Raw genomic sequence first — 24,189 nt, forward strand, 5'->3', positions numbered from 1 at the left:
AAAAAGGCGCGCGAAAAGCAGAAAGGCCGCACTTTGCGGGTGCGGCCTTCTCGAAAACTCTGCTGATGCTAGTCGTTCAGCGGCGTCGTCGGACATGGCGCAACCCATCATCGTCGCGGGAGCGACGACGCATGGCTTGGCGCAGATGGGTCCGGGAGCTGATCATGGAGGCGGGCCATACAGCCGAATGCCCGCGCTTGTCAAGCGGAAGCTACTGAACACCATAGGTCGCGAACGCGTCGGCAATACCGGCGTTGATGGCCCTGGCGGCCGCGATGTCGCGCTCTGCGCCCTCAATATCGCCCTTCCTGCGCTTCGCAAGTCCGCGGCCGTAGAGCGCGCTGTCGAGCTCCGGCTTCGCGCCCAGCGCCGCGTCGTAATCCGCCATCGCCGCGTCGAGATTGCCGAGCTTGAGGTGGGTGAGGGCGCGGCTGTCGAGCGTGTAGGGATCGTTCGGGCGCATCTTTAGCGACTGCTCGCAATCGGCCAGCGCGTCCTGCAATTGACCGAGGACCGCGTGCATCATGCAGCGCGCGTTGAAGACGCCGGCATAGCTGGCTTTGGCCTTGATCGAACGGTCGTAATCCTCCAGCGCCCGGGCATAATCGTGCGCGTCGAAGTACATGTTGGCGCGTGCATAGGCATCACGGTCGTTGTCCGGATTGAGCTCGAGTGACTTGCCGAAATCGGCCAGAGCGCGCGGTCGGTCGCCTTTGTCGCGAAAGATGCGCGCGCGGTTGCCGTAGGCCGGGCCGTAAGTGGGATCGAGCTTGATCGACATGTCGAGATCGGTGAGCGCCCGTTCGGCCTCGTGATGCTCGCGGTAAGCGCTGCCGCGGTTGAAATAGGCCAGCGCAAATTTCGTATCGAGCTTGATGGCCCGATCGTAGTCGGCCATCGCATGCTCGTAGTCGTTCTTACCGATCAGGGAGTTGCCGCGGTTGTTGTAGTACAGCGCGTCGTCGGGCTGGAGCCGGATCGCACGGCTGTAATCGGCGATGGCGTGGTCGCGATCGCCGAGATCGTCATAGGCGATGCCGCGATTGTACCAGGCGCTGGCATCTTTCGGATCGAGATCGATGGCGCGGTTGAGATCGGCCACGGCGCGCTCGGGGTCTCCCTTGCGCCGATAGCTCTCGCCGCGGTTGGCAAGCGCGACCGCATTTGACGGATTGGCCTTCAGGATAGACGAGCAGCCGTCGAGGCGCTGGTCGTCGCTGACCTTGCCATTGCCGTAGCACCATTGGCGCGCCTGCGCGGGCGATAGGGATTGCGCGGCGGCCGGGAAAGTGAGCAAAGTCAATGCTGCGGCGATCGCGCACAGCCCGGCACGGATATCGATCTTGTGATTGTATGTCATGGATTGCTACGTGGAAACCATCAAGCCTCTAGCGCGTTTGTGATCAGACCGCGCCAATTGGTTCGAACCGGACGCAGAACCGGCGAGACCAAGAGGGGCGGGACCAACCAGACAGTTTTCAGCCTTGTCAGACACGCCATACCCGATCGACCTCGACAGCATTCACGGCGCGTTTCCGCCGGGTATCGAAGCGCCACCTCTGCTGCTGGATTTTGCCGGCTGGCTGAATGGGCGCCCCTGGGGCAGCGTCGGCTGTTTTTCGTTGCAAGGCCAGTTCTCCGATCAGGCTCCGATCTTTGACGGCAGTCCGCTGCGCGACCGATTCGCGCTGTTCATGCGTCTGCCGGACGGCTCGGCCGTCGGCGGCTGGTATGGCGCCGGCCTCGACCGCGACGATCCGCCGATCGTGGGACTGGGGTCGGAGGGCGACTATCAATTGCTGGCGCCGACCCTTGACGGTCTGCTCGCGAAGCTGACGTCGCAGCAATTCGACAAGGCCTGGCACGACCTGTTGCCGGATGACGAGGTCGAGTGTCAGACGGTCGAGTTGGCGCGATGGCTTGCCGGACGGCCGGCCGACGAGAGGGTAGCGCCTGAGGACCCGTCGTCAGACCTTCCCGATTTCCGTGGCTTCGTCGAGAAATGGAGCCGGGACCGCGAAGACTATTGGGCGAATCATCGGATGATGGCCGAGCTCGGCTGGCGGCTGGCAGCGCATCTGCCGAAGGGCAAGAACGCCTGGGACAAGACCCGCTTCGAGGTCGCGATCGTCGGCAAGCAATACCAGGCCCGCATTCTCACGCGCGGGCCGCAGCCGTTCGAGGAAGCCGCCACGATTGAATCCCTGCTGCGCGAGTTGCGCGAGGAGATGCGCCGTGCCCAGCCCGAGCTCGGGTTGTGGTCCGCGATGAGCTTTGGTCTCTATGCCGACGGCCGCGTCATGCCGCGCTTCGACTACGATGCGCGTCCGACCATCGACGGCGAGCCGGCACAGCTGTCAGAAGCCAAGGCGGATCTCGCCCGCGCCCCAAGGCCGGAGCGCTGGGTGCCGAAATGGCTGGCGTGATTGCATCTACACCGTCATTGCGAGGGCAGCGAAGCAATCCAGAGACTATCCACGCGGAGGGATTCTGGATTGCTTCGCTGCGCTCGCAATGACGGAGTGCGTCAGAATCCCGCGACGGTGCCGTGCAGATCGTATTGATCGGCGCGCTCGATTTTCGCGGTGACGATCTCGCCGACGCGCAACGGGCGGCGGCTGGTGAGATAGACCGCGCCGTCGATCTCGGGCGCATCCGCCTTGGAGCGGCCTTTTGCAACGGTCGGGCCGACCTCGTCGATGATGATCTGCTGGCGCGTGCCGACCGCGCTTCAGCCTGCGTGCCGAGATCGTTGTAGCGCTCCTGCTTGATCTCAGCGGGCACGGCACCTTCGATCCCCCTTGACTTAGAGTGCGCTCGAAGGGGTATCTGTACGCGCGTCAGTACGAGAACGGGCACACATGAAGATCGGCGACCTCGCAAAACGAACCGGCTTGTCGGCTCACACGTTGCGTTATTATGAGCGCATCGGGCTGCTGCCATACGCAGACCGGGATCGTTCCGGCCAGCGTGACTTTGACGCATCGATCCTCACATGGATCGCATTCCTCGGTCGGCTCAAGACCACGGGAATGCCGATCCGGGATATGTTGCGTTATGCGGCGCTTCGTGATGAAGGCGAAGCCACCGGGCCAACCCGGCGGCAGATGCTGGAAATCCACCGGGAACAGGTTCGCACGCAGATTGCCGAACTCCAGGAATGCCTGCTCGTCCTTGATACCAAGATCGCCGGCTATGCCGGCGGCGAACAGAGGACGAAGGAAAATGACGCACGCCCAAACACAAGCCGAAAGCCGCTTCGATCGCGGCCAGCGGGCCCTGTCACGCATTGACGGCAGAGCCGGCGAAAAGGTCGTCGCCTCACTCGCCGACATCGCTCCGGATTTCGCACGATACGTGATCGAGTTTCCCTTCGGCGACATTTACAGCCGCCCGGGCCTCGGCCTGCGCGATCGAGAGATCGCGACGATCGCCGCGCTGACGGCGCTCGGAAATGCCGCGCCTCAGCTCAAAGTGCATATCGAGGCGGGTCTGAATGTCGGGCTGTCTCGCGACGAGATCGTGGAGATCATCATGCAGATGGCCGTCTATGCGGGCTTCCCGGCGGCGGTGAACGGGCTGTTCGCAGCCAAGGAGGTGTTTTCCGCGCATGACGGACGGCAGGCGTCGGGAGAAGCGACATGACAAACTTGCTCGTGCACCACGGCCGGAGCGCTGGGTGCCGAAATGGCTGGCGTGACGGAGCTGTAAGCCCCGGCGACGCTATGCTCCCGCGTGCGGGTCTATCCCATATGGACATTCACAGAAGGTCGTCATGCCCCGGTTTGTCCCGGGCATCCACGTTCTTTGCGGCGTGAGAAGGCGTGGATGGCCGGGACAAGCCCGGCCATGACGCTGTGGAAGCGTCAGTACGCTCAAGCCCCGTCAAAATCCCGCGACGGTGCCGTGTAGATCGTACTGATCGGCGCGCTCGATCTTCGCGGTCACGATCTCGCCGACGCGCAACGGGCGGCGGCTGGTGAGATAGACCGCGCCGTCGATCTCGGGCGCATCCGCCTTGGAGCGGCCTTTTGCAACGGTCGGGCCGACCTCGTCGATGATGATCTGCTGGCGCGTGCCGACCTTGCGCTTTAGCCTGCGCGCCGAGATCTTCTGCTGGCGGGCCATCAGCGCGTTGTAGCGCTCCTGCTTGATCTCAGCGGGCACGGCACCTTCGAGCGCATTCGACGTCGCGCCGGCAACCGGCTCGTATTTGAAGCAGCCGAGACGATCGATCTCGGCTTCATCGAGCCAGTCGAGCAAATAGGCGAAATCGGCATCGGTCTCGCCGGGGAAGCCGACGATGAAGGTCGAGCGCAAGGCAAGATCGGGACATTGCTCGCGCCAGCGCTTGATCCGCGCCAGCGTCTTGTCCTGCGCGGCCGGGCGCTTCATCGCCTTCAGCACCTCGGGGCTCGCGTGCTGGAACGGGATGTCGAGATAGGGCAGCACCTTGCCCTCGTTCATCAGCGCGATGACCTCGTCGACATGCGGGTAGGGGTAGACATATTGCAGCCGGACCCAGGCCCCGAGCTCGCCGAGCTCGCGCGCGAGATCGAGGAATTTGGCGCGGACCTGGCGGTCCTTCCACGGGCTCTCGGCGTATTTCAGATCGATGCCGTAGGCCGAGGTGTCCTGCGAGATGACGAGCAGCTCCTTCACCCCAGCATCGACAAGACGCTCGGCCTCGCGCAGCACGTCATTGGCTGGACGTGAGACGAGATCGCCGCGCAGTTTTGGAATGATGCAGAAGGTGCAGCGATTGTTGCAGCCTTCGGAGATCTTCAGATAGGCATAGTGCCGCGGCGTCAGCTTGATGCCCTGCGGCGGCACCAGATCGAGATGCGGGTTGTGGGCGGGTGGCAGCGCGCGATGCACGGCATCCAGCACGCTCTCATATTGCTGCGGGCCGGTGATCGAGAGCACGCCGGGATAGGCCTGTTCGATCTGCTCGGGTTCGGCGCCCATGCAGCCGGTCACGATCACCTTGCCGTTCTCGGCCATGGCCTCGCCGATCGCCGACAGCGACTCCTGCTTGGCGCTGTCGAGGAAGCCACACGTGTTAACGATGACGATGTCGGCCCCGTCATGCTTGCGGGCGAGCTCATAGCCCTCGGCGCGCAGGCGCGTGATGATGCGCTCGGAATCCACCAATGCCTTGGGACACCCGAGCGACACGAAGCTGACCTTGGGCGCAGCCGTCTGTTGCATATCTCTTGAATCTGCCTGATTGATTGGCAGGAGCTAGTCCTAATTGCCGTTAATTACAACCCTTTGCAGGGCGTTCCGGCATGCTATGGATGAATCGCCGGGTCGTGAGTGAGCTATGAGCGCCGAACAGTCGCCTAAAATCGTGATTGTCGACGAGAGCCCGATCCGGGCCGCGATCCTCGAGGAGGGGTTGCGGGAGGCCGGATTCACGCAGATCGTCCATATCCGCGAGATGCAGAGCCTTCTGGCGCGCATCTACGCCGTCGATCCCGACATCATCGTGATCGATCTGGAAAACCCCAGCCGCGACGTGCTGGAGGCGATGTTCCAGGTCAGCCGCGCCGTGCGGCGGCCGATTGCTATGTTCGTCGACCAGAGCGATTCATCCTCGATCCAGGCCTCCGTGGAAGCCGGCGTATCCGCCTACATCGTCGACGGGTTGAAGAAGGAGCGCATCAAGCCGATCCTCGATCTCTGTGTGTCCCGCTTCAATGCCTTCGCCAAACTCCAGGAGGAGCTGGAGCGTACCAAGTCGCAGCTCGAGGACCGCAAGATCATCGAGAAGGCCAAGGGCATCTTGATGAAGGTGAAGGGCCTCACCGAAGACGAGGCGTATGTGCTGCTACGCTCCACCGCCATGCGCGAGAAGAAGAAAATCGGCGAGATCGCGCAGTCGATCATCACCGCGTCGGAGATGCTGAAATGACCGCTCCCCTCCGCATAGGATTCATCCCGCTGGTCGATGCCGCCGCCCTGATCGTCGCCGTCGACAAGGGGTTTGCCGCTGCTGAAGGGCTCGAGGTCGAGCTGGTGCGCGAGGTGTCCTGGTCCAACGTCCGCGACAAGCTCAATATCGGCCTGTTCGACGCCGCGCATCTGCTTGCGCCGGTGGCGATCGCGTCCTCGCTCGGGCTCGGCCACGTCAAGGTGCCGATCGCCGCGCCCTTCAATCTCGGCGTCAACGGCAACGCCATCACGGTGTCGCCGGCACTTCACGCCGCTCTGATGGCGGAGATCGACGGTGACCGTTCCGATCCGCTCGTCACCGCCAAGGCACTGGCACGGGTGGTCGCAAACCGCCGCAAGGCGGGCGCCGATCCCCTGACCTTCGGTATGACCTTCCCGTTCTCGACCCATAATTACCAACTGCGCTTCTGGATGGCGGCGGCCGGCGTCGATCCGGACGAGGACGTGCGTCTTGTCGTGCTGCCGCCGCCCTACATGGTCGACAGCCTCGCCAACGGTCATGTCGATGCGTTCTGTGTCGGCGCGCCCTGGAACTCGGTCGCGGTCGATCTCGGCATCGGCCATATCCTGCATTTCGTTTCCGACATCCTTGTCCACGCGGCTGAGAAGGTGCTGGCGGTGCGCCAGGTCTGGGCTGACAAGCATCCGGATGTGGTCGCAGCCCTGGTGCGTGCGGCCGTGAAGGCCGCCGAGTTTATCGAGGACCCCGCGAACCGGACCGAAGCAGCCAGCATCCTGGCGCAGCCGGAGCGGATCGGCGTCGATGCCGAAGTCATTCAGCGAACCCTGACGGGACGCCTGAAGGTTTCGCCGGACGGCAGCTTCCGCGAAAGCGGCCGCTACCTCCTGGTCGGACGCGAAGGGGCAGGGCGCCCCGATCCGGTCCAGGCCGCCTGGCTCTACGCGCAGATGGTGCGCTGGGGGCAGACGGCACTGAGCCCGGAGGCACTTAAGACCGCCATGGGCGTGTTCCGGCCGGACCTCTACGACGCTGCCGTCGGGCGGCGCGGGGACGGTCAAGCCAGCACCTTCAGCGCCTTTGCCGGACCTCCCTTTGATCCCCAGGATGTCGGCGGATACCTGTCCTCATTTGAGGTCGGACGGCGGGTTTTCTAAAGCCTGCTCAAAACTTAATCGTTCCGATTCGAAGCTTAAACTTTGGGCCATTGCTGCCCGAAGCGGCATGAATATTGATCCACTTCATGCACCGCACACCCGTCTAAACCGCTGTTTTCATGTGGCTTTACGATTCATGCTGCATTGGCACACGTCTTGAATAGGAGGTTTGGAGCCGCCCGGCGTGGGCGCCGGCGGCTCCATCCATGGTGGATTTCCGCAGCAACGAGGCTGATCGGATCGCTCCGGGTTCCGGATAGGCACTTTGCGTGCCTGCAACCGGCTCCCCGCGATCATCATCCGTTCAACCGTTGACGTCGCCTCGCGCGGCAAGCTGGAGCTTCGAAATGGATTACGCAAAACCCTCGGACGTCGTGGCATCGATGGTAGATGCCAGCCTGAAGAAGCTGGCGCTCGCCCCACGCGACCTCCTGATCCGGGGCGCGATTTCCGGCGCGCTCTTGGGCGCCGCCACCACGCTCGCCATTACCGGTGCCGCCACCACTGGCCAGCCCATCGTCGGCGCGCTGATCTTCCCCGTCAGCCTCGTGATGATCGTGCTGCTCGGCCTCGAGCTCGTCACCGGCAGCTTCGCCATCGTTCCGCTCGCGCGCCTCGAAGGCAAGGCGACCTGGAACGCCGTGATCGCCAACTGCTCCTGGGTCTTCGTCGCCAATCTGCTCGGCAGCCTCGCCTTCGGCGCGCTGATCGCGATCTCGCTCACCAACATGGGCAAGGTCGAAGTCGCCGGCGTCGCCGCGCGCATCGTTGCCGTCGCCGAAGCCAAGACCATCGGCAATGCCGCGATCGGCACCGCCGGCATGGTCTCGGTTTTCGTCAAGGCCGTGCTCTGCAACTGGCTGGTCTGCCTCGGCGTCGTGATGGCGATGACCTCGACCTCGACGGTCGGCAAGATCGCTGCGACCTGGTTGCCAATCTTCCTGTTCTTCGCGCTCGGCTTCGAGCACGCCGTCGTCAACATGTTCGTCATCCCGACCGGCATGCTGCTCGGCGCAAAAGTTTCCGTCACCGATTGGTGGATATGGAATCAGATTCCCGTGACGCTCGGCAATATCGTCGGCGGCTTCGTCTTCACCGGCCTTGCGCTCTACGTCACGTACAAACCCGCAAAGCCGGCGGCCGACGTTTCGCAGGTCGCGGTCCAGGCAGCAGAGTAGGCACATTCAGCCCATGAAACTTGAATCAGCACCTACAGCCGACTTCTCCGACGAGCAGAAGCGCTATCTCGAAGGTTTCATGTCCGGCATGCAAGTCGGACGCGTGGGCCGCGCTTTCGCAGCCGGCGGCGCGCCCGCGGCCAATGCCCCCTCTGAGCCGACGGGGCCGGACGCTGCGGCGATCAAGGCGCAGGACAAGCTCACGGCGGCGGGCAAGAAGCTCGCCGACCAGGAGAAGTTCAAGCGCGAACTGCATCCCTTCGACGCCTATGATCGGTTGAAGGACCAGGCGCGCAACAACGCCAATCCGACGCCGGCGGACAATTTCCGCTGGCGCTATTACGGCATCTTCTGGGTGGCGCCGGCGCAGACCTCCTACATGGCGCGCCTGCGCATTCCCAACGGCATTCTGAAGCACTGGCAGATGTCGGGGCTGGCGGATATCGCGGAGAGCTGTGGCGGCGGCTACACCCATGTCACCACCCGCGCCAACTTCCAGATCCGCGAGATCGAACCGAAGAACGCGGTGGCGCTCATCGAGGGCGTCCAGGACATTGGCCTGTGCTCGCGCGGCGCCGGCGCCGACAACATCCGCAACGTCACGGGTACGCCGACGGCGGGCATCGATCCGCAGGAGTTGATCGACACGCGGCCCTATGCGCGCGAGTGGCACTACCACATTCTCAATGACCGTTCGCTGTTCGGCCTGCCGCGCAAGTTCAACGTTGCCTTCGACGGTGCCGGCAAGATCGCCGCCCTGGAGGAGACCAACGACATCGCCTTCACCGCAGTCGAGGTGAAGGATGGCTTTGGCGTCGAGCCGGGCGTCTGGTTCAAGCTCGGCCTCGGCGGCATCACCGGTCACAAGGACTTTGCGAAATATTCCGGCATCGTCGTTCGGCCCGAGGACGCGACCGCCGTTGCCGACGCCATCGTGCGTGTCTTCATCGAGCACGGCGATCGCACCAACCGCAACAAGGCACGGCTGAAATACGTGCTGGACAATATGGGGCACGACGGCTTCCTCAAGCTGGTCGAGGAGTTGCTCAAGAAGCCGCTCGCGCGTGTGCCGGCCGAGGCGCTTGCGCTGCGCCCGGCGTCCGATCGCATGGCCCATATCGGCGTGCACAGGCAGAAGCAGGCCGGGCTCAACTGGGTCGGCGTGGCGCTGCCGGTCGGCAAGCTCACCTGCGAGCAGATGCGCGGTATCGCCAAAATTTCCCAGGATCTCGGCGACGGCGACATCCGCCTGACGGTCTGGCAGAATTTGCTGATCTCGGGCGTGCGCGACGAGAACGTCGCGCTTGTTACGGCGGCGGTCGAAAAGCTCGGTCTTGCCACGCAGGTCTCGAACGTGCGCGCCGGCCTGATCGCCTGCACCGGCAACGCCGGCTGCAAGTTCGCCGCCTCGGACACCAAACGTCACGCGACTGAGATCGGCGACTGGTGCGATGAGCGCATCAATCTCGACACGCCGCTCAACATCCACCTGACTGGCTGCCATCACTCCTGCGCGCAGCACTACATCTCCGACATCGGCCTGATTGCGGCGAAGGTGCCGGGCGCGAGCGAAGAGGACACGGTCGAGGGTTATCACCTCTTCACCGGCGGCGGCTTCGGCCCCGATGCCGATATCGGGCAGGAGGTGTTTCAAAACGTGAAGGCCGAGGATACGCCGAAGATCGTCGAGGGGCTTTTGAAGGCCTATCTCGCCAATCGCGCCTCGCCGGAAGAGACGTTCCTGACCTTCTCGCGTCGCCACGACGGTGAAGCCTTGCGCAAACTGGCCGAAGCGGAAGTCGCAGCATGACCCATATGACCCTGCCTCCCACGATCGAGATCATCCCGCCCAATGCGCCGTTCAGCGAAGGCCAGCGGCTGTGGCTGAACGGATTTTTGGTCGGCATGCTCGGGCTCGACGGCTCGACGGCGTTGTCGCCGATCGAGGGTGGGGTGATGCTGGCACCGCAAGGCGATGGTGATGACGGTGAGGCTCCCTGGCACGATCCCGGGATGGTGATCGCCGATCGCATGAAGCTTGCGGAGGGACGGCCGCTCCGCCGCCGCATGATGGCAGCGATGGCGCAGCAGGATTGCGGCCAGTGCGGCTACAATTGCGCCGATTATTCGGACTCGATTGCCAACAAGAGCGAGGCCCGCCTCAACCTCTGCGCCCCCGGCGGCAAGGAGACGGCGCGGATGCTGAAGCAGCTGTTCGAGGAGGTCGACAAGGCGCCGGCCGCGAAGCCCGTTGCGGGAGCTGAAGCTCAGGCTGCGAGCGCACCGGCTGCGCTGGAGGTGAAGGCCGAACTCGGCCGCGCCCGGGAAAATCCGGCCGATGCGACCTTCCTGTCGCGGCGCCTGCTCAACAAGGGCGCTTCGGAGAAGGAAACCTATCACATCGAGTTCGATCTTTCCGAGAGCAAGCTCGACTACGTCGTTGGCGACAGCTTTGGCGTGTTCGCGCGCAACGATCTCGGTCTGGTCGACCAGATCATCGCGCTGCTCGGCGCCTCCCACACCACCAAAGTCAACGGCAAGACCCTGCGCGAAGCGCTGATCCAGGATGTCTCGCTATCGCCGGCGCCCGACACGCTGTTCGAGCTGATCTCCTTCATCACCGGCGGCGCGCAGCGCGAAAAGGCGCGGGCGCTGGCGCAGGGCGAGGATCCCGATGGCGATGCTGCGACGCTCGACGTGATGGCGGCGCTTCAGAAATTTTCCGGTACGCGTCCGCATCCGGAAGCCTTCGTCGAGGCGCTGGAGCCGCTGCAGCCGCGGCTCTATTCGATCTCCTCGTCGCACAATGCGACGCCCGGAAAACTGTCCCTGACGGTCGATTCCGTGCGCTACGTCATCGGCAAGCGCAAGCGCATCGGCGTTGCCTCGACCTTCCTCGGCGAGCGCATCAACGAGGGCGAGAAGCTAAAGGTCTATGTCCAAAAAGCGCACGGTTTCGGCCTGCCGCAGGATCCGAAGACGCCGGTCATCATGATCGGCCCCGGCACCGGCATTGCGCCGTTCCGAGCCTTCTTGCACGACCGCAAGGCGACCGGCGCGCCCGGCAAGAACTGGCTGTTCTTCGGCCATCAGCGCAGCGATTGCGACTTCTTCTACCAGGAAGAGCTCAGCGCGATGAAGACGTCGGGCCTGCTCACGCGCATGTCGCTGGCCTGGTCGCGCGACGGCGAGAAGAAGTTTTACGTGCAGGACCGCATGCGCGAGGTCGGCCGCGAAGTGTGGACGTGGCTTGCCGAGGGCGCGCATCTCTACATCTGCGGTGATGCCAAGCGCATGGCCAAGGACGTCGAGCGTGCGCTGGTCGACATCGTCGCCCAGTTCGGCGCGCGCTCGACGGATGAAGCCGTGAGTTTTGTCGCAGACCTCAAGAAGACGGGCAGATTCCAGGCTGACGTCTACTAAGGCGCGACGGGATCGCGGGGAATCGCTCTGACGGCGCAATCTCTCCGCGGCGGCCTTCTACTGTGCATGGGGTTGTTTTCGACATTTTTGTCGGACGGCCTCAAAAGCTCTCGGTCCGACTGTCATTCCATCGTCATCGGCGCCGGTTCCAGCTGGCTCGGACTTTAACGAATAAGATTCTCGGAACCCGAGGGCCAGGAGAATTTACGCCTGCGATGGGGCAACCCGAGAGGACCCGCATCGCTATTTGCGCGGCGGCCTTGCCCGCCACCCGGGTCGACCCTCCATAATCCCGGAAATGGGGCGTTGGAGATCGACCATGCGCGAACTATCGGCGGAAGCCAGGCTGCACCTTTACGCGCGCTCGCTCTCGCGTCGAACCGGCGCGAGCGCCCATCACATCGGCCTCTACAGCGCCTTCGCCGTCATCGCGGCCATCGTGTTCGGCACGCTGTCGGTGCACCCGTTCTGATCACGCCCCGCGCTTGAACGGCGCGACTTCGATCCCCGCCTCCTTCAACGCCTGACGCAGGCCGCGCGCGATATCGACGGCGCCGTGCGTGTCGCCATGGATGCACACCGTGTCCGTGCGCATCTTGATGACCTTGCCCGTCACCGACACCACCGCTCCATCCTGCACCATGCGCACAACGCGATCGGCGATTGCCTTGGCATCGTGCAGCACCGCGCCGGGCTTCTTGCGCGAAACGAGATTGCCGTCGTCCTCATAGGCGCGGTCGGCGAACACCTCGTGTACCATCGGCAAATTGGCGTCCTCGCCGGCCTTCACCAGCTTTGAGTTGGCGAGCACGACGAAGATGAGGCTGGGGTCGACCGCCCTAATGCCGGCGGCGATCGCCTTGGCCGTCATGTCGTCCTCGCAGGCGACGTTGGAGAGCGCGCCATGCGCCTTCACATGCGTGACCTTGTGACCCGCCGCGGTCGCGATCGCCTGCAAGGCGCCGATCTGGTAGGCGACGAGGTTCTCGATCTCGGAGGCCTTCAGGCCCGCGATCGGATGCCGGCCAAAGCCGTGCAGGTCGCGGTAGCCGGGATGCGCGCCGACCGAGACGCCGCGCGCTTTGGCAAGCTCCACCGTCCTGCGCATGATGTCGGGATCGCCGGCATGGAAGCCACAGGCGACGTTGACCGAGCTTGCGAGCTCGATCATCGCGGCGTCGTTGCCCATCTCCCACGCGCCAAAACCTTCGCCGAGGTCGCAATTGAGATCGATCGTCTTCATGTTTGCTCTCCGCCTCTGGTCGTCTTGTCGTTTACGGCTCCGCAGCGACCTGCCAGGTCCCGGCGTCCATGGCGCTCACCGCGTAGCCGGCAACGTTGGCATCGCTGAGCGCCTCGATGTTGAGCGTGACGGTGTCAGATGAGCGCAAGCGATCGGGCAGGGTGCGGATCGCTTGCACGAACTTCTTCGCCTCGTCCTGCGCCTCGGCCATGCTGACCGCCTTGAAGCGGAACGCCGTGCCAGCCGAAGTCTGCGCGAGGCGGCCGACATCGGCCGTGATCACGGTTGCGATCTTCGGATAGCCGCCGGAGGTGCCGCGATCCATCATCAGCGCGATCGGCGCGCCGTTGCCGGGCACCTGGATGCTGCCGTTGACGGTGCCGTCGGAAACGATGTTGTGGCCGTGCAGATGCTTGATCGCGGGGCCCTCGAGCCGGTAGCCCATGCGGTCGGAGGTCGCGGAGATCTTCCACTCGCTGCCCAGAAACAGCGCCTTGTTGGCGTCGTCGAATTCGTCATCCTGCGGTCCCAGCACGACACGGATCGGGCCGTTCAGAGGCTTGGGCAATTCGATCCGCAACTCGGGCGCACCGCTCGCGGCATCGACGGTGAATTCGTCGCCGGACTGGAGCGGGCGCGGATAGGGGCTGCCGAGGCCGGCACGGGCGTTGACCGCGAGGCTGCCGAACACCGGTTCGCCCGTGATGCCGCCTTCGATCGCAAGATAGGTGAACGCGCCGCCGCGGGCAAAGCCGAGCGTCAGCGTCTCGCCGTCCTTCAGCGTCACGGACGTGTCCATGGCGATCGCGCGCCCGGCAATGTCCGCATTGCGCGGAGCACCTGCAATCGACACGCGCACAGCACCGTCACGGGCGGTGAAGGCCGCGCCGAACGGGCCGATCTCGACAGCGGCCGCGAATGGCTCGTTGCCGACCAGCGTATTCGCTGCCGCCAGCGCCATTCGGTCCATCGCGCCGCTTGGTGTCAGGCCATAACGCTGCGCGCCAGGGCGGCCACCGTCCTGGACGGAACTCGCAGGCCCGATGCTGGCAACGACGAGCCGGCTCATGCGACCACCTGCTCGGCGATGATCTCGCCGGCCTCGGCAGCGCGATCCTGTTCCTCGAAGGTCTTGTGGTCGATGGCGAAAAACGTCACGCGATCACCGGGTTCGGTAAGAAACGTCGGATTCCGGTGGAGCTGATAGGTCCGCACCGGCGTGCGGCCGAGCAGGTGCCAGCCGCTCGGGCCGGCCAGGCACTGGATGCCGGTTTGTATGCCGCCGATGGCGATCGTGCCGGCGGGGGTCAGCAGCCGCGGATTCTGCCGCCGTGACATCTGGAGCGATTTGTCCAACCCGCTGAGATAGGACCAGCCCGGCGTGAAGCCGATCATGGCGATGCAATAGTCACCGGCGGTATGGCGGGCCACGATGTCGTCGGGCGTGGTGTTCAGCGCCTTCGCGACATCCTCGAGATCGATGCCATGCTCGCCGCCATAGGCGACGGGAACGCGCCAGCGCCGTGTCTTCGTGGCCGGCGGCAGCGGCTGGCTGGCGATCGGGAGCAGCTTTTCGCCGAGCGCATCGAAGCCGATCTTGCCGGGATCGTAATGCACCAGCAACGAACGATAGGTCGGGACAGTTTCGATGATGCCGTCGATGGCGGCCGCAGCAAGCGCCTTGTCGAGCGCCAGCACGCGCTGATTGGCGGCATCGTCGACGGTGCGGCTGAATTCGACCGTGACGGCGCTGTCGCCACTGGGCAAAAGGCGGGGCGGTGGAAGCGTCGCGGCCATGAGCTGTCGAGGAGCTGTCAAAATCGGGCTTCGGGAGAAACGCGGGCTCGTCCTTGAGTTCCGCGTCGCCCTGCTTCGCGTAAATGCGCCCGCAAGTCCAATAAATTAATGCAAGGGCAAGCGATAAAGCCTTGTTATCGCGTCGCATAACAGGCCTGCCGGCCTGCGTTTCTTGGCCCTTGACGCAAGGCTTGCGCCTCGCAAGATGCGCGGCGTCCTTTCCCGCCTATTCGGAGCTCGTTGCCGTCCATGTCGCTATCCCCCGAAGCCCGCAAGACCCTCGCCGGCATCACCACTGCCACCATCACCACGGTCCTGCTGAAGAAGGGCCTGCGCAATGTGTGGATGCGCGGCGCGCGCCCGCTGCGCCCCGGCCTGCCGCGCCTGGTGGGACCCGCCTTTACGCTGCGCTTCGTGCCGGCGCGCGAGGATCTGGCGACGCCGGAATCCTGGTCGTCGCCGATCTCGACCCGCACCGCGATCGAGGCGATGCCGGACGGCTGCATCGCCGTGGTCGACGCCATGGGCGTCACCGATGCCGGCATCTTCGGCGACATCCTCTGCGCACGCATGGTCAAGCGCGGCGTGACCGCGCTCGTCACCGATGGTGTGGTGCGTGACCTCGAGGGCGTGCTCGGCACCAATCTGCCTGTGTGGTGCGACGGCTATGCCGCGCCGCCTTCCGTTGCAGGACTAACCTTCGTCGGCTGGGGCGAGCCGATCGGTTGCGGCGGCGTTGCGGTGTTCCCGAACGACATCGTGGTTGCCGACCAGGACGGCTGCGTGCTGATCCCGCAGGCGATGCTCGATCACGTGCTGGCCGAGGGCGTCGAGCAGGAACGGATGGAAGCCTGGATCGTCAACGAGGTGAACAACGGCGCGGCGCTGCCGGGCCTCTATCCGATGAACGCCGAGACCAAGGCGCGCTACGCCGCCAGCAAGAAGTAACCGGAACAAAAGCGAGGACATCCCATGGAAATCACTGTCGCAGGCACGCGGCCGACCCGCCGCGCGCCCAAGGAAAACTTCACCGGCACCGTGTTGCAGGACCCCGTGATCATGGCGCCCGCGCCGGCGCGGCTGAACTGCTCGCGCGTGTCGTTCGAGCCGGGTGCGCGCACCAACTGGCATCATCATCCGCTCGGGCAGACGCTCTATGTGATTTCGGGCGTCGGCCGGGTCCAGGCCAAGGACGGCCCGATCCGCGAGATCCGCCCCGGCGACACCGTCTGGATTCCACCGGGCGAACTGCACTGGCACGGCGCAACGCCGACCAACGGCATGACCCACATCGCGATGCAGGAATCGCTCGACGGCGTGTTCTCGACCTGGCTCCATCCGGTGACGGACGCGGAGTACGGCGCAGCGCTGGGCTAACTACATCCGCTCAGCGGTCCACGTTCCCGTGCACATGGCGCCACGCCATGTGCCGGAGCCGGAGGTTCCGCTGAGCCGGCCGAAGCCGACCGCGCGCTTGATGCCGGTGCTCAAGGTGACGTTGATGCTGCCCGCATCCGCGACGCGGCCGGACGCGGTCACGGCTGCGCTGCTCGAGGCGATCTGACCATTGTTGATGCCGATCGCGACGCTCGCGCCATTGCCGCAGGTCTCGCTCGACGAAGCGATGCGGACATTCCATGCGCCGTCGTAGGTGCTGGCGCTCGCTTGCGCGACCGGCAGAGCCAAGGCGAACACGGTAACGAGCAGCCCTTTGCGAAAATACTTCATGACACGCCCCTGTGGTTGAACCTGGGGGCATCGTGGCATCGGCGTGGGCCGGGCGATGTGAGGGCAGTCACGCGCCGAAGGGGCTCTGTGAGGTGGCGCACATCGCGGCAAACCGCGGCGGCTCCGGTGCGGGCTGAGACAGGCCCGGGTCAATTCCTCATTCGGTTGACCAGACGGGTGAACAGCCGAACTTTCTGGAGCCCAGGCGCTTCCTCTTTCTCAGACTCTTGCTCGACTTCGTGCTCGATCGCGAAGGCTTCCTCAGCCTCTGCAATCGTCAATTTGCAAAGCGCCAATCCGAGAACGCGCCTGTCATGGCTCAATCCTTCGGCATGGGGCGAAGTCGCGCCTTCAATAACGAAGACAATGTCCAAAACACATCCAAGATGTTCGGGCGCGGGCAGGGGTGCCGCGGCGGGGCCTTTTCGAGCGGGCGGCAGAGTCATGAAGTGTCCCAGCAAACGCGCGTGCGTTTGTGGGCGTGTACGCGAATCCTCCCACGTCAGAAAGCTATTCGTCCAACCGCCATCAGGCAGTGTCGCAAGATGGGTCTGACGTGAGCGAGCCTAGTTCACGCGCGTCCAGGTTTGGCCGCCGCAGAACATGCCGCCGAAGGCGCAGCCCTGCACGCGCAGGCGATCAGTGCCCTTTAGCGCGATCGTTGAATCGTAGGTCGAGCCGGTGTTGGGATCGAGGATTCGGCCGGACCATTTCTGGTCCTTCGCGGGCTTCATGTTGATCAGGACCTGCTCGCCGTTCTGGTTCGATTTGCTGTCGACCGAATAGCCGCAGAGATTGACGCCGCATTGTTCGATGCGGACCTTGCCTTCCTTCTCCTCGGTGAGCCAGACCCCGAGCGGTGAATTGAGATCGCGCGCGGGCGCGGCGACGGGAGCAGGGTTGACGGCGGCCGACTGAACCGGCGCGGGAGCGGGCGGCGGAGGCGGCGCCGGGGGCGCGACTGCCACAGTTGGGGCCGGCGGCGTCACGGCTGGAACCGCCTGCTGCTCGACCGGGGCAGGCGCGGGAGGCGGTGCGGGCGGCGACAGCACGGCCGTATCGGCCGGCGCATTGTTGGCGGTCGTTGTCGGCGGTGGTGGTGCTGGCGGAGCGGGAGGTGGTGCTGCGGCGGCTGGAACTGCCGCGGGAGCTTGCTCGGCTGCGGGCGGCGCTGCGACGGGGGCCGCAGCTGGCGCGGCCGGCGTCTGCGGATCGACCTTGGCCTGTTGCGGTGCCTGCTGGTCCGGCTTGGCCTCGTTCTTTTTGGCCTTCTTCGCCTTGCCCTGGCCTGTGTTGTCGTAGACGCCGGGGATCGAGACCGTGCCGCGATCGGGATCGATGCGGATAGTGCGCCCGCCATAATCGAAGGTGTACTGCGCTTGCGCAGCGGTGCTCGCCAAAAGGAATGCGGCCGTGGCCAACAGCTTCCTCATTTTCGTCTCCTGAGCAGGTGGTCCCCGCACCGAGGCATACGCCCGGGATCAATCGAAAAAAGTGATCTAGATCACTGTTTCTCGGTATGAGTCGTAGTCCCGACGGTCCGGGTTCAATACGCCCGGAGCCAGTCCAAAGTTTGGCCGGCTGGCGGCAGGGGACTTAGGCTAGTCGAACCAGGACGCGTAGATCTTCTTATAGCTGCCGTCCTCCATGGAGATATGCAGCCACTGGTCGACGAAGGCCTTCAGCGCCATGTCGCGCTGGAGCCAGTAAGCCTTCTCCGAGAAGTCGAACGGTTTTTCGGGGTGCACCGCGCAGAGCACGCCGGAATGCTGCTTTTGCTGGTAACGGGTCTCGGACGCATCCGTCATCATCAGATCGGCATTGCCCTTGGCGATCTCGTCGAAGATCGCGGTATTGTCAGGAAAAACGTTGATATCGGCATCCCTGACGTTGGCCCGCGCAAAACGCTCATTGGTGCCGCCGGGATTGACGATCACGCGGGTGCCCTTCTTGTCTATGTCCGGAAGCGTCTGGTATTTGTCGACGTCGGCACAGCGCGCGATTGGCGTCTTGCCCTCGCGCATGATCGGCATCGAGAAGAAGCCCTTCTTCTGCCGATCCAGCGTGACCGAGACGCCGCCCATCGCGATGTCGAAACTGTCGGCTTCGAAATCCTTCATCAGCTTCGGCCAGGCCGTCGGCACATATTCGACCTTGACGCCGAGCGCCTTGCCAAGCGCTTCCGCGATGTCAACGTCGAAGCCGCTGAATTGCTGCGTGGCCTTGTCCAGATAGGTGAATGGTTTGTAGTCGCCGGTCATGCCGACGCGCAAGGTGCCGCGCTTGATGATCTCGTCGAGGCGCGAGGGCACCGGCTGCTGCGCGTGAGCCGAAAGGTTTGCCAGCAACATCACGGCCAAAGCCGCCACGATTCGAACGATCATGTCTTTTCCACCCATGCCCGAGCTGTCATTGTGCAGCTCTTGAGGGTGGATTTAGACCAGATGCCAGTCGCTGGCGAGACGGAATTGAAGGGAATCTTGACGTGACGATCTCAATGTACGAGGCCTCGGTCGGCCTCTTCGTGCCTTATCTGCGCAACCTGTCCGTCCTGCTCGACAAGGGCGTTGCCTATGCGGAGGCCCGCAAGTTCAATCCGACGGTCCTGCTAGGCATGCGCATGGCGCCGAACATGTACGACCTGGCGCAGCAGATCGGCGAGGCCTGTCGCCATGCCACGGTCGCCCCGGCGTTGCTGGCGCAGTGCGAGCCGGTGGCGCTGCCGGCGATGGAGCATGACATGGCCGGGCTTCAGGCCCGCATCGCAACATCAATCGATTTCATTGAAAGCCTGCCGCGCGCCGAGATCGATGCGGCTGCGGAGCTGAAGGTCTTCTTCAGGCTGAAGAACGGGACCGAGCTGCCCTTTACCGGGCGGACGCTGCTGCTCACGAACAGCGTCCCGCAGTTCTTCTTTCACGTCACGACGGCATACGACCTATTGCGGCACGCAGGCGTCGAGCTCGTGAAGAAGGATTTTATGGGCCGTAAGTAATTACGCCTCGCCCTTGCGCTCGTAGTCGGCGAGCGAGCTGCGGCCGGCGATCTCGCTGCGCAGCTCTTCAAAGCGGCGGTGCGCCTCGTCCTCGTGCAGGTCGACGAAATGCACGGCGGCCTCGCTCGTCATCGGGCCGCTGATTACGGGCGCGGATTGCTCGCCGATGGTCTCGTGCACGTAGTAGTGGCCGTCATCGCCGCGATGCACCGTCCATTTGAGGCGGATCGCCACCATCGGCCCGGGGCCAACCTTGCTGTAGCCGTCTGCATCGGCCGGCTCCGGCACCAGCGGCTGCTCCTCGACCACGGGGTGTTCGTGCTCATCGACGACGGGATGTTCAGCGACCAGATGCTCGTCGGCCGTGGTCGTCTCGGCGTCCCCGACAACGAGGGTGGGCTCGTCGGGGTGCTCAAAAATGCTGGCGATGGTCGCGAGCGCTTGGTCGGTCGGGTCGATCTCTGACAAGGGTCCATCCTCCAACTCGACGCGGCCGGCAAGTCTGTCCCACTGCCGCCGCGGCCGGACTTATTACGCGGGTTTGATTAAGGCTGAGTTGGGGCTCGATCTGCACCAAAATGGGACGCATTCTGGCCTTCCGAAGGCGGGCGGACGGGCCGCCCGCCTTGGCTCGCTCAGCCCAGCACGTCCTGGTTGATGATGTTCTGCCGGATCGGATCGCCGTCGAGCACACTCAGGATGTTGCGCGCGGTCTGCTCGCTCATGCGGCTCACCGCCTCGACGGTGACGCCGGCGACATGCGGGGCCATGATGACGTTGGGCAGCGTGAACAGTGCGTTGGTGACCGGCGGCGGCTCCTGCTCGAACACGTCGATGCCGGCGCCGGCAAGCTTTCCGGAGACGAGCGCGTCGTACAGCGCCGCCTCCTTCACGATGCCGCCGCGTGCCGTGTTGATGAGATAGGATTTCGGCTTCATCCGGCCGATCCGCGCCGCGTCGAACAGTCCAACCGTCTCCGGAGTCTTCGGGCAGTGGATCGTGACGAAATCCGCGTGAGGCAACGCGGCGTCGAGATCGGCGACGGGCTCGCAGCCGGCGGCCTTGATGTCTGCGGCAGGCTTGTAGGGATCGTAGACCTGCACGCTCATTTCCATCGCCAGGCAGCGCTTGGCGGTGCGGGTGCCGATGCGGCCGAAGCCGATGATCAGCACCGTCTTGCCATAGAGATCGAACGGCAGCATGCCGAGCCGGTCGGCCCATTTGCCGTCCTTGACGCAGGAATGCATCTCCTGCGCGCGCTTGGCCAGCGTCAGCATCATGAACAGCGCCTGCTCGGCAACCGAGGGCGAGTTCGCGCTGCCGGCGACCATCAGCGGCACCTTGCGGCGGGAGAGGGCGGGCACGTCGACCGCGTCGTAGCCGACGCCGATGCGGGTCACCACCTTCATGTCTCTGGACGCCTCGAGCTCGGCTTCGCCAAAGGCGGTGGCGCCGAGCGCCACGCCATGGACCGGCGCATGGCTCTTGAGCAAGGCCTCGAAGTCCCGGGCGGAGATCAGGTTCGGAAACTCGACGAGCTCGATATCGTCGCGCTTGGTGAGGAGGGCGCGGGCCCCTTGCGACAAAGTTTGCGTAACGAAAATCTTCTTCTTGTTGGTCGCCATTGCTCCCCGCCTGCTTGCGTTTCTTGGACCTGCGTCACAGCACGACGCCGGTCTCTTCGTTTAGCAGGTGCATATTGTTGAGGTCCATCGCCAAACGCATGGGTGCCCCGTCCTTGGCGCCGGCATTGGGGTTGACGCGGCCGCAGACCGGCGTGCCTTCAAGTCCGAAATAGACCAGGGTCTCCATCCCCATCGGTTCGGTGACGTCGAGCACGGTGTCGAAACTCTCGACGCCGGGCTCCAGATGCGCGTTCGATTCCGTAAGATGCTCTGGCCGGATGCCAAGCAGAAGATTATCTGAGCGTGGGAGCACGTTGTAGCGGGCGGCGCGCGCCGGCGGCAGCGGGAAGGCGATGCGGTCGGTCAGGCGGATGCTGAGCTTGCCGCCGGCCTCTTCCAGCCGGCACGGAAGGAAATTCATCGCCGGAGAGCCTATGAAGCCCGCAACGAAACGCGTCGCCGGCTTGTGGTAGAGCTCGTTCGGCGTGCCGATCTGCTCGATGCGGCCCTTGTTCATCACCACGACACGGTCAGCCAAGGTCATCGCCTCGATCTGGTCGTGGGTGACGTAGACCGTCGTGGTGCGGACCTTCTGGTGTACCTTCTTGATCTCGATGCGCATCTGCACGCGCAGCTTGGCATCGAGATTGGAGAGCGGCTCGTCGAACAGGAACACCTTCGGGTTGCGCACGATGGCGCGTCCCATCGCGACGCGCTGGCGCTGGCCGCCGGAGAGCTGTTTCGGCTTGCGGTCGATCAGGTCGGTAATATCGAGGAGGCGGGCGGCCTCTGTGACCCGCGCCTTGATCTCGGCCTTGGGATAGTGCTTCAGCCGCAGGCCGAACGACATGTTTTCGGCGACCGTCATGTGCGGATAGAGCGCGTAGTTCTGGAACACCATCGCAATGTCGCGGTCCTTTGGCGGCACGTCGTTGACGACGTCGCCGCCGATCATGATGTCGCCGTCGCTGATGTCCTCGAGCCCTGCGATCATGCGCAACGTCGTCGACTTGCCGCAGCCGGACGGACCGACCAGCACGATGAACTCATGGTCGGCGATGTCGAGATCGATGCCGCGCACGGCCTCGACATCGTCGTAACGCTTGATCACCTTACGCAGAGTAACGTCAGCCATGAGCAATCAACCCTTTGTCGCGCCGGCGGTCAGGCCGGCAATGTAGTAGTCCATCAGGAAGGCGTAGATGACGAGCGGTGGCGCCGCGCCGAGCAACGCGCCGGTCATGATCTGCCCCCAGTTGAAGACGTCGCCCTTGATCAGGGTGGTGGTGATGCCGACCGGCAGCACGAGCTGGTCGATCGACGTCGTGAACACCAGGGGATAGAGGAACTGCGCCCAGGACACGGTAAAGGCGAAGATGGTGGCAGCGATCAGTCCGGGCAGTGCGACGGGAATGAAGATCCGCGTCAGGGTCTGGAGCCAGGAGGCGCCGTCGATGAGGGCGGCCTCATCGAGCTCCTTCGGGATCGAGGCGAAGTAGCCGATCATGATCCAGGTGCAGAACGGCACGGTCAATGTCGGATAGATGAACACCAGCACGTACCAACGGTTGAGCAGGGTGATTCCGGTGAATTCCTGGATCACCGCAAGCATCTTGAACAACGGAATGAACAGGAGGCTATCCGGGATCAGGTAGGTGAGAAAGACACCGGTCGCGAGCGTCGCCGAGCCCCAGAACTTCATCCGCGCCAGTGCAAACGCGGCAGGGATGCTGATCAGCATGGTCACGATCACGACGATGATCGAGATCATCGACGAATTCCAGAAGAACCGCAGGAACTGGTTCGAGGTCAGGAGTTCGACATAGTTCGACAAGGTAGGGTGAAACACCCACCACGGATTTGTCGCCGCCGAGATCTCCGCGCTGCTCTTGAGCGAGGTGATCAGCATGTAGACCGGCGGCGTCAGGAAGAAGATCGCGAACAGGATCAGGAAGAAGTAGGACCAGCGCAGCGCCCAGGTGCGGTCCCGGCTCATGCTGCCAAGTTTGACCTTGCGGCTCGGTCCAGCCTTGTCGATCGCGAGCGTGCTCATCAGGCTTCGTTCCCACGTTTATTGACATCGCGCAGGATGAAGACCGCCGCGACGGCGAGGATCGGCACCATGAACAGCGAGACGCAGGCGCCGAGCGGAATGTCGCTGCTCTGGATGCCGACCTGGAAGGCCCAGGTCGCGAACAGATGCGTCCGGTCCAGCGGGCCGCCGGAGGTGAGGATTCGCACGATGTCGAAATTGGCGAAGGTCACGATCAGCGAGAACAGCGTCGTGATGGCGATGATGTTGCGCATCATCGGTAGCGTGATGAACCAGATCCGCTGCCACCAGTTGGCGCCGTCGATGGCGGCTGCCTCGTAAAGCTGGTCGGGAACCGACTTCAGCGCGGCGAGATACATGATGAGGAAGAAAGGCGCGCCGTACCAGACATTGACGAGGATGACGGAGAAGCGCGCCCAGAAGGTGTCCCCGAGCCAGGGGATCGGGCCGACGCCGAAGAAGGAGAGCGTGTAGTTGAAGGCGCTGTAGGACGGATCGAACAGCCACAGCCAGGCCAGCGTGCTCATGGCAGGCGGGATCACCCATGGCACCAGCAGCATGCCGCGCCATTTGCGTTGCTTCTTGCCCGGAATGTTGTGCACGAAGTGCGCGACGATGAAGCCGATCAGCGCCTTGAAGACCACGGCGGTAATCGCAAAGATGCAAGATTGCCTCACCACCATCCAGAACGTCTCGCGCTTGAACAGGAAGGTGAAATTGCCGAAGCCGACGAATTTCGTCATCGCCTTGTTCAGCGTCGCCAGGTAGACCGAATAGAAGGCGGGATACAGCACGAGCAGCGCGATCAGAAGGATCAGCGGCAGCGTCAGGAAGAATGCCACTGTCGATTTCCGACCCAGTACATTGCGCAGGCTAGTACCTTTTTTGCGCGGGCGTACGGTGCGAACGAGGCGACCTTGCTCAACGACGACGTCGGCCATGGATCAGACTTTCTAGTCAAACTTTCTGAGGGAAGTTCAACGGTGAAGCCGGCGACCGGTCGGCCTCATGGATATGCGGACGGAATGAGAGCGCGCCCCGGCGGCTCACGCCCGAAAGCATGAACCGCCATG

General features: G+C 63.9%; 26 protein-coding genes and 1 pseudogene. 12 read left to right on the forward strand and 15 right to left on the reverse strand.

Annotation, left to right across the window (positions count from 1 at the left end; translation table 11 throughout):
- Positions 1-211: 211 nt before the first annotated feature.
- A complete protein-coding gene (locus ACPPVR_RS22025; protein WP_426608689.1) occupies positions 212-1,360 on the reverse strand; it encodes a tetratricopeptide repeat protein in 1,149 nt (382 codons plus the stop codon).
- Positions 1,361-1,484: 124 nt separating this feature from the next.
- Here ACPPVR_RS22025 and ACPPVR_RS22030 point away from each other — a divergent pair, with 124 nt between their 5' ends.
- The gene (locus ACPPVR_RS22030; RefSeq protein ID WP_426608690.1) at positions 1,485-2,426 is read left to right on the forward strand and encodes a hypothetical protein; all 942 of its coding nucleotides are present in this window, start codon (positions 1,485-1,487) and stop codon (positions 2,424-2,426) included.
- Positions 2,427-2,527: 101 nt separating this feature from the next.
- On the opposite strand, the pseudogene ACPPVR_RS22035 reads toward ACPPVR_RS22030, so the two are convergent.
- A pseudogene (locus tag ACPPVR_RS22035) lies at positions 2,528-2,778 on the reverse strand (30S ribosomal protein S12 methylthiotransferase RimO); the annotation flags it as partial.
- 83 nt (positions 2,779-2,861) lie between these two features.
- Here ACPPVR_RS22035 and ACPPVR_RS22040 point away from each other — a divergent pair.
- Positions 2,862-3,293: a MerR family transcriptional regulator gene (locus tag ACPPVR_RS22040; protein ID WP_426608691.1), complete on the forward strand. Its 432-nt coding sequence runs from the start codon at positions 2,862-2,864 to the stop codon at positions 3,291-3,293.
- Positions 3,226-3,645, forward strand: coding sequence for a carboxymuconolactone decarboxylase family protein (locus tag ACPPVR_RS22045; protein WP_426616155.1), 420 nt, complete (start codon positions 3,226-3,228; stop codon positions 3,643-3,645). The genes ACPPVR_RS22040 and ACPPVR_RS22045 overlap by 68 nt, the downstream gene beginning before the upstream one ends.
- A 240-nt stretch (positions 3,646-3,885) precedes the next feature.
- Here the strand turns inward: ACPPVR_RS22045 and rimO are convergent, their stop codons facing one another.
- Positions 3,886-5,211, reverse strand: coding sequence for a 30S ribosomal protein S12 methylthiotransferase RimO (gene rimO / locus ACPPVR_RS22050; protein ID WP_426608692.1), 1,326 nt, complete (start codon positions 5,209-5,211; stop codon positions 3,886-3,888).
- A 115-nt stretch (positions 5,212-5,326) separates the two neighbouring features.
- On the opposite strand from rimO, the gene ACPPVR_RS22055 reads away from it, so the two are divergent.
- From ACPPVR_RS22055 to ACPPVR_RS22080, 6 genes are all read left to right on the forward strand, one after another.
- Positions 5,327-5,917, forward strand: a complete 591-nt coding sequence (locus ACPPVR_RS22055) for an ANTAR domain-containing response regulator (RefSeq protein WP_354138147.1) — start codon at positions 5,327-5,329, stop codon at positions 5,915-5,917.
- Positions 5,914-7,074 (forward strand): CmpA/NrtA family ABC transporter substrate-binding protein, encoded by a 1,161-nt coding sequence (locus tag ACPPVR_RS22060; RefSeq protein ID WP_426608693.1) that lies wholly within the window; start codon positions 5,914-5,916, stop codon positions 7,072-7,074. Before ACPPVR_RS22055 ends, ACPPVR_RS22060 begins: the two co-directional genes overlap by 4 nt.
- A gap of 347 nt (positions 7,075-7,421) precedes the next feature.
- A complete protein-coding gene (locus ACPPVR_RS22065) occupies positions 7,422-8,252 on the forward strand; it encodes a formate/nitrite transporter family protein (RefSeq protein WP_426608694.1) in 831 nt (276 codons plus the stop codon).
- Between the two features lie 13 nt (positions 8,253-8,265).
- Positions 8,266-10,062, forward strand: a complete 1,797-nt coding sequence (locus ACPPVR_RS22070; protein ID WP_426608695.1) for a NirA family protein — start codon at positions 8,266-8,268, stop codon at positions 10,060-10,062.
- A complete protein-coding gene (locus ACPPVR_RS22075) occupies positions 10,059-11,675 on the forward strand; it encodes a sulfite reductase subunit alpha (protein ID WP_426608696.1) in 1,617 nt (538 codons plus the stop codon). Before ACPPVR_RS22070 ends, ACPPVR_RS22075 begins: the two co-directional genes overlap by 4 nt.
- A gap of 319 nt (positions 11,676-11,994) precedes the next feature.
- On the forward strand, positions 11,995-12,147 hold the full coding sequence (locus ACPPVR_RS22080) for a hypothetical protein (RefSeq protein WP_426608697.1): 153 nt from the start codon (positions 11,995-11,997) through the stop codon (positions 12,145-12,147).
- Here ACPPVR_RS22080 and ACPPVR_RS22085 read toward each other — a convergent pair whose 3' ends face one another.
- Genes ACPPVR_RS22085 through pxpB form a run of 3 tightly spaced genes read right to left on the reverse strand, consistent with a single transcriptional unit; the run spans position 12,148 to position 14,715 of the window.
- On the reverse strand, positions 12,148-12,918 hold the full coding sequence (locus tag ACPPVR_RS22085; RefSeq protein WP_426608698.1) for a LamB/YcsF family protein: 771 nt from the start codon (positions 12,916-12,918) through the stop codon (positions 12,148-12,150). It lies immediately after the preceding gene.
- Positions 12,919-12,949: 31 nt separating this feature from the next.
- Positions 12,950-13,987: a biotin-dependent carboxyltransferase family protein gene (locus ACPPVR_RS22090; protein WP_426608699.1), complete on the reverse strand. Its 1,038-nt coding sequence runs from the start codon at positions 13,985-13,987 to the stop codon at positions 12,950-12,952.
- Entirely contained in the window at positions 13,984-14,715 is a 732-nt protein-coding gene (gene pxpB / locus ACPPVR_RS22095; RefSeq protein WP_426608700.1) for a 5-oxoprolinase subunit PxpB, read from the reverse strand. The genes ACPPVR_RS22090 and pxpB overlap by 4 nt, the downstream gene beginning before the upstream one ends.
- A gap of 249 nt (positions 14,716-14,964) precedes the next feature.
- Between pxpB and ACPPVR_RS22100 the strand changes: the two genes are divergently transcribed.
- Both ACPPVR_RS22100 and ACPPVR_RS22105 read left to right on the forward strand, forming a co-directional pair.
- Entirely contained in the window at positions 14,965-15,663 is a 699-nt protein-coding gene (locus tag ACPPVR_RS22100) for a ribonuclease activity regulator RraA (RefSeq protein ID WP_426608701.1), read from the forward strand.
- Positions 15,664-15,687: 24 nt separating this feature from the next.
- Positions 15,688-16,092 carry a (R)-mandelonitrile lyase gene (locus ACPPVR_RS22105; protein WP_426608702.1) on the forward strand — a complete coding sequence of 135 codons (405 nt, stop codon included), beginning with the start codon at positions 15,688-15,690 and terminating at the stop codon, positions 16,090-16,092.
- On the opposite strand, the gene ACPPVR_RS22110 is transcribed toward ACPPVR_RS22105, so the two are convergent.
- The 4 genes from ACPPVR_RS22110 to ACPPVR_RS22125 form a co-directional block, all read right to left on the reverse strand.
- Positions 16,093-16,443 (reverse strand): hypothetical protein, encoded by a 351-nt coding sequence (locus ACPPVR_RS22110; RefSeq protein WP_426608703.1) that lies wholly within the window; start codon positions 16,441-16,443, stop codon positions 16,093-16,095.
- 149 nt (positions 16,444-16,592) lie between these two features.
- Positions 16,593-16,889, reverse strand: coding sequence for a hypothetical protein (locus ACPPVR_RS22115; protein WP_426608704.1), 297 nt, complete (start codon positions 16,887-16,889; stop codon positions 16,593-16,595).
- A 120-nt stretch (positions 16,890-17,009) separates the two neighbouring features.
- Entirely contained in the window at positions 17,010-17,876 is an 867-nt protein-coding gene (locus ACPPVR_RS22120) for a DUF2147 domain-containing protein (protein ID WP_426608705.1), read from the reverse strand.
- 168 nt (positions 17,877-18,044) lie between these two features.
- Positions 18,045-18,827, reverse strand: coding sequence for a transporter substrate-binding domain-containing protein (locus ACPPVR_RS22125; RefSeq protein WP_426608706.1), 783 nt, complete (start codon positions 18,825-18,827; stop codon positions 18,045-18,047).
- Between the two features lie 113 nt (positions 18,828-18,940).
- On the opposite strand from ACPPVR_RS22125, the gene ACPPVR_RS22130 reads away from it, so the two are divergent.
- A complete protein-coding gene (locus ACPPVR_RS22130; RefSeq protein ID WP_426616156.1) occupies positions 18,941-19,438 on the forward strand; it encodes a DUF1993 domain-containing protein in 498 nt (165 codons plus the stop codon).
- Here the strand turns inward: ACPPVR_RS22130 and ACPPVR_RS22135 are convergent, their stop codons facing one another.
- The 5 genes from ACPPVR_RS22135 to ACPPVR_RS22155 form a co-directional block, all read right to left on the reverse strand.
- Positions 19,439-19,906, reverse strand: a complete 468-nt coding sequence (locus tag ACPPVR_RS22135) for a hypothetical protein (RefSeq protein WP_426608707.1) — start codon at positions 19,904-19,906, stop codon at positions 19,439-19,441.
- 167 nt (positions 19,907-20,073) lie between these two features.
- Complete coding sequence (locus tag ACPPVR_RS22140; protein ID WP_426608708.1) at positions 20,074-21,063, reverse strand: hydroxyacid dehydrogenase; 990 nt, start codon at positions 21,061-21,063, stop codon at positions 20,074-20,076.
- Between the two features lie 34 nt (positions 21,064-21,097).
- A complete protein-coding gene (locus ACPPVR_RS22145; protein WP_426608709.1) occupies positions 21,098-22,198 on the reverse strand; it encodes an ABC transporter ATP-binding protein in 1,101 nt (366 codons plus the stop codon).
- A gap of 6 nt (positions 22,199-22,204) precedes the next feature.
- Entirely contained in the window at positions 22,205-23,116 is a 912-nt protein-coding gene (locus ACPPVR_RS22150; protein ID WP_426608710.1) for a carbohydrate ABC transporter permease, read from the reverse strand.
- Positions 23,116-24,057: a carbohydrate ABC transporter permease gene (locus ACPPVR_RS22155; protein ID WP_426608711.1), complete on the reverse strand. Its 942-nt coding sequence runs from the start codon at positions 24,055-24,057 to the stop codon at positions 23,116-23,118. The genes ACPPVR_RS22150 and ACPPVR_RS22155 overlap by 1 nt, the downstream gene beginning before the upstream one ends.
- Positions 24,058-24,189: the final 132 nt, after the last annotated feature.

The organism is Bradyrhizobium sp. McL0616, from assembly GCF_049993385.1.
GTDB lineage: Bacteria > Pseudomonadota > Alphaproteobacteria > Rhizobiales > Xanthobacteraceae > Bradyrhizobium.

Bases quoted from the DNA above. Each gene is read 5' to 3' on its own strand.
- ACPPVR_RS22025 (WP_426608689.1), bottom strand. From the start codon at position 1,360: ATGACATACAATCACAAGATCGATATCCGTGCCGGGCTGTGCGCGATC.
- ACPPVR_RS22040 (WP_426608691.1), top strand. From the start codon at position 2,862: ATGAAGATCGGCGACCTCGCAAAACGAACCGGCTTGTCGGCTCACACG.
- ACPPVR_RS22045 (WP_426616155.1), top strand. From the start codon at position 3,226: ATGACGCACGCCCAAACACAAGCCGAAAGCCGCTTCGATCGCGGCCAG.
- rimO (WP_426608692.1), bottom strand. From the start codon at position 5,211: ATGCAACAGACGGCTGCGCCCAAGGTCAGCTTCGTGTCGCTCGGGTGT.
- ACPPVR_RS22055 (WP_354138147.1), top strand. From the start codon at position 5,327: ATGAGCGCCGAACAGTCGCCTAAAATCGTGATTGTCGACGAGAGCCCG.
- ACPPVR_RS22060 (WP_426608693.1), top strand. From the start codon at position 5,914: ATGACCGCTCCCCTCCGCATAGGATTCATCCCGCTGGTCGATGCCGCC.
- ACPPVR_RS22065 (WP_426608694.1), top strand. From the start codon at position 7,422: ATGGATTACGCAAAACCCTCGGACGTCGTGGCATCGATGGTAGATGCC.
- ACPPVR_RS22070 (WP_426608695.1), top strand. From the start codon at position 8,266: ATGAAACTTGAATCAGCACCTACAGCCGACTTCTCCGACGAGCAGAAG.
- ACPPVR_RS22075 (WP_426608696.1), top strand. From the start codon at position 10,059: ATGACCCATATGACCCTGCCTCCCACGATCGAGATCATCCCGCCCAAT.
- ACPPVR_RS22080 (WP_426608697.1), top strand. From the start codon at position 11,995: ATGCGCGAACTATCGGCGGAAGCCAGGCTGCACCTTTACGCGCGCTCG.
- ACPPVR_RS22085 (WP_426608698.1), bottom strand. From the start codon at position 12,918: ATGAAGACGATCGATCTCAATTGCGACCTCGGCGAAGGTTTTGGCGCG.
- ACPPVR_RS22090 (WP_426608699.1), bottom strand. From the start codon at position 13,987: ATGAGCCGGCTCGTCGTTGCCAGCATCGGGCCTGCGAGTTCCGTCCAG.
- pxpB (WP_426608700.1), bottom strand. From the start codon at position 14,715: ATGGCCGCGACGCTTCCACCGCCCCGCCTTTTGCCCAGTGGCGACAGC.
- ACPPVR_RS22100 (WP_426608701.1), top strand. From the start codon at position 14,965: ATGTCGCTATCCCCCGAAGCCCGCAAGACCCTCGCCGGCATCACCACT.
- ACPPVR_RS22105 (WP_426608702.1), top strand. From the start codon at position 15,688: ATGGAAATCACTGTCGCAGGCACGCGGCCGACCCGCCGCGCGCCCAAG.
- ACPPVR_RS22110 (WP_426608703.1), bottom strand. From the start codon at position 16,443: ATGAAGTATTTTCGCAAAGGGCTGCTCGTTACCGTGTTCGCCTTGGCT.
- ACPPVR_RS22115 (WP_426608704.1), bottom strand. From the start codon at position 16,889: ATGACTCTGCCGCCCGCTCGAAAAGGCCCCGCCGCGGCACCCCTGCCC.
- ACPPVR_RS22120 (WP_426608705.1), bottom strand. From the start codon at position 17,876: ATGAGGAAGCTGTTGGCCACGGCCGCATTCCTTTTGGCGAGCACCGCT.
- ACPPVR_RS22125 (WP_426608706.1), bottom strand. From the start codon at position 18,827: ATGATCGTTCGAATCGTGGCGGCTTTGGCCGTGATGTTGCTGGCAAAC.
- ACPPVR_RS22130 (WP_426616156.1), top strand. From the start codon at position 18,941: ATGTACGAGGCCTCGGTCGGCCTCTTCGTGCCTTATCTGCGCAACCTG.
- ACPPVR_RS22140 (WP_426608708.1), bottom strand. From the start codon at position 21,063: ATGGCGACCAACAAGAAGAAGATTTTCGTTACGCAAACTTTGTCGCAA.
- ACPPVR_RS22145 (WP_426608709.1), bottom strand. From the start codon at position 22,198: ATGGCTGACGTTACTCTGCGTAAGGTGATCAAGCGTTACGACGATGTC.
- ACPPVR_RS22150 (WP_426608710.1), bottom strand. From the start codon at position 23,116: ATGAGCACGCTCGCGATCGACAAGGCTGGACCGAGCCGCAAGGTCAAA.
- ACPPVR_RS22155 (WP_426608711.1), bottom strand. From the start codon at position 24,057: ATGGCCGACGTCGTCGTTGAGCAAGGTCGCCTCGTTCGCACCGTACGC.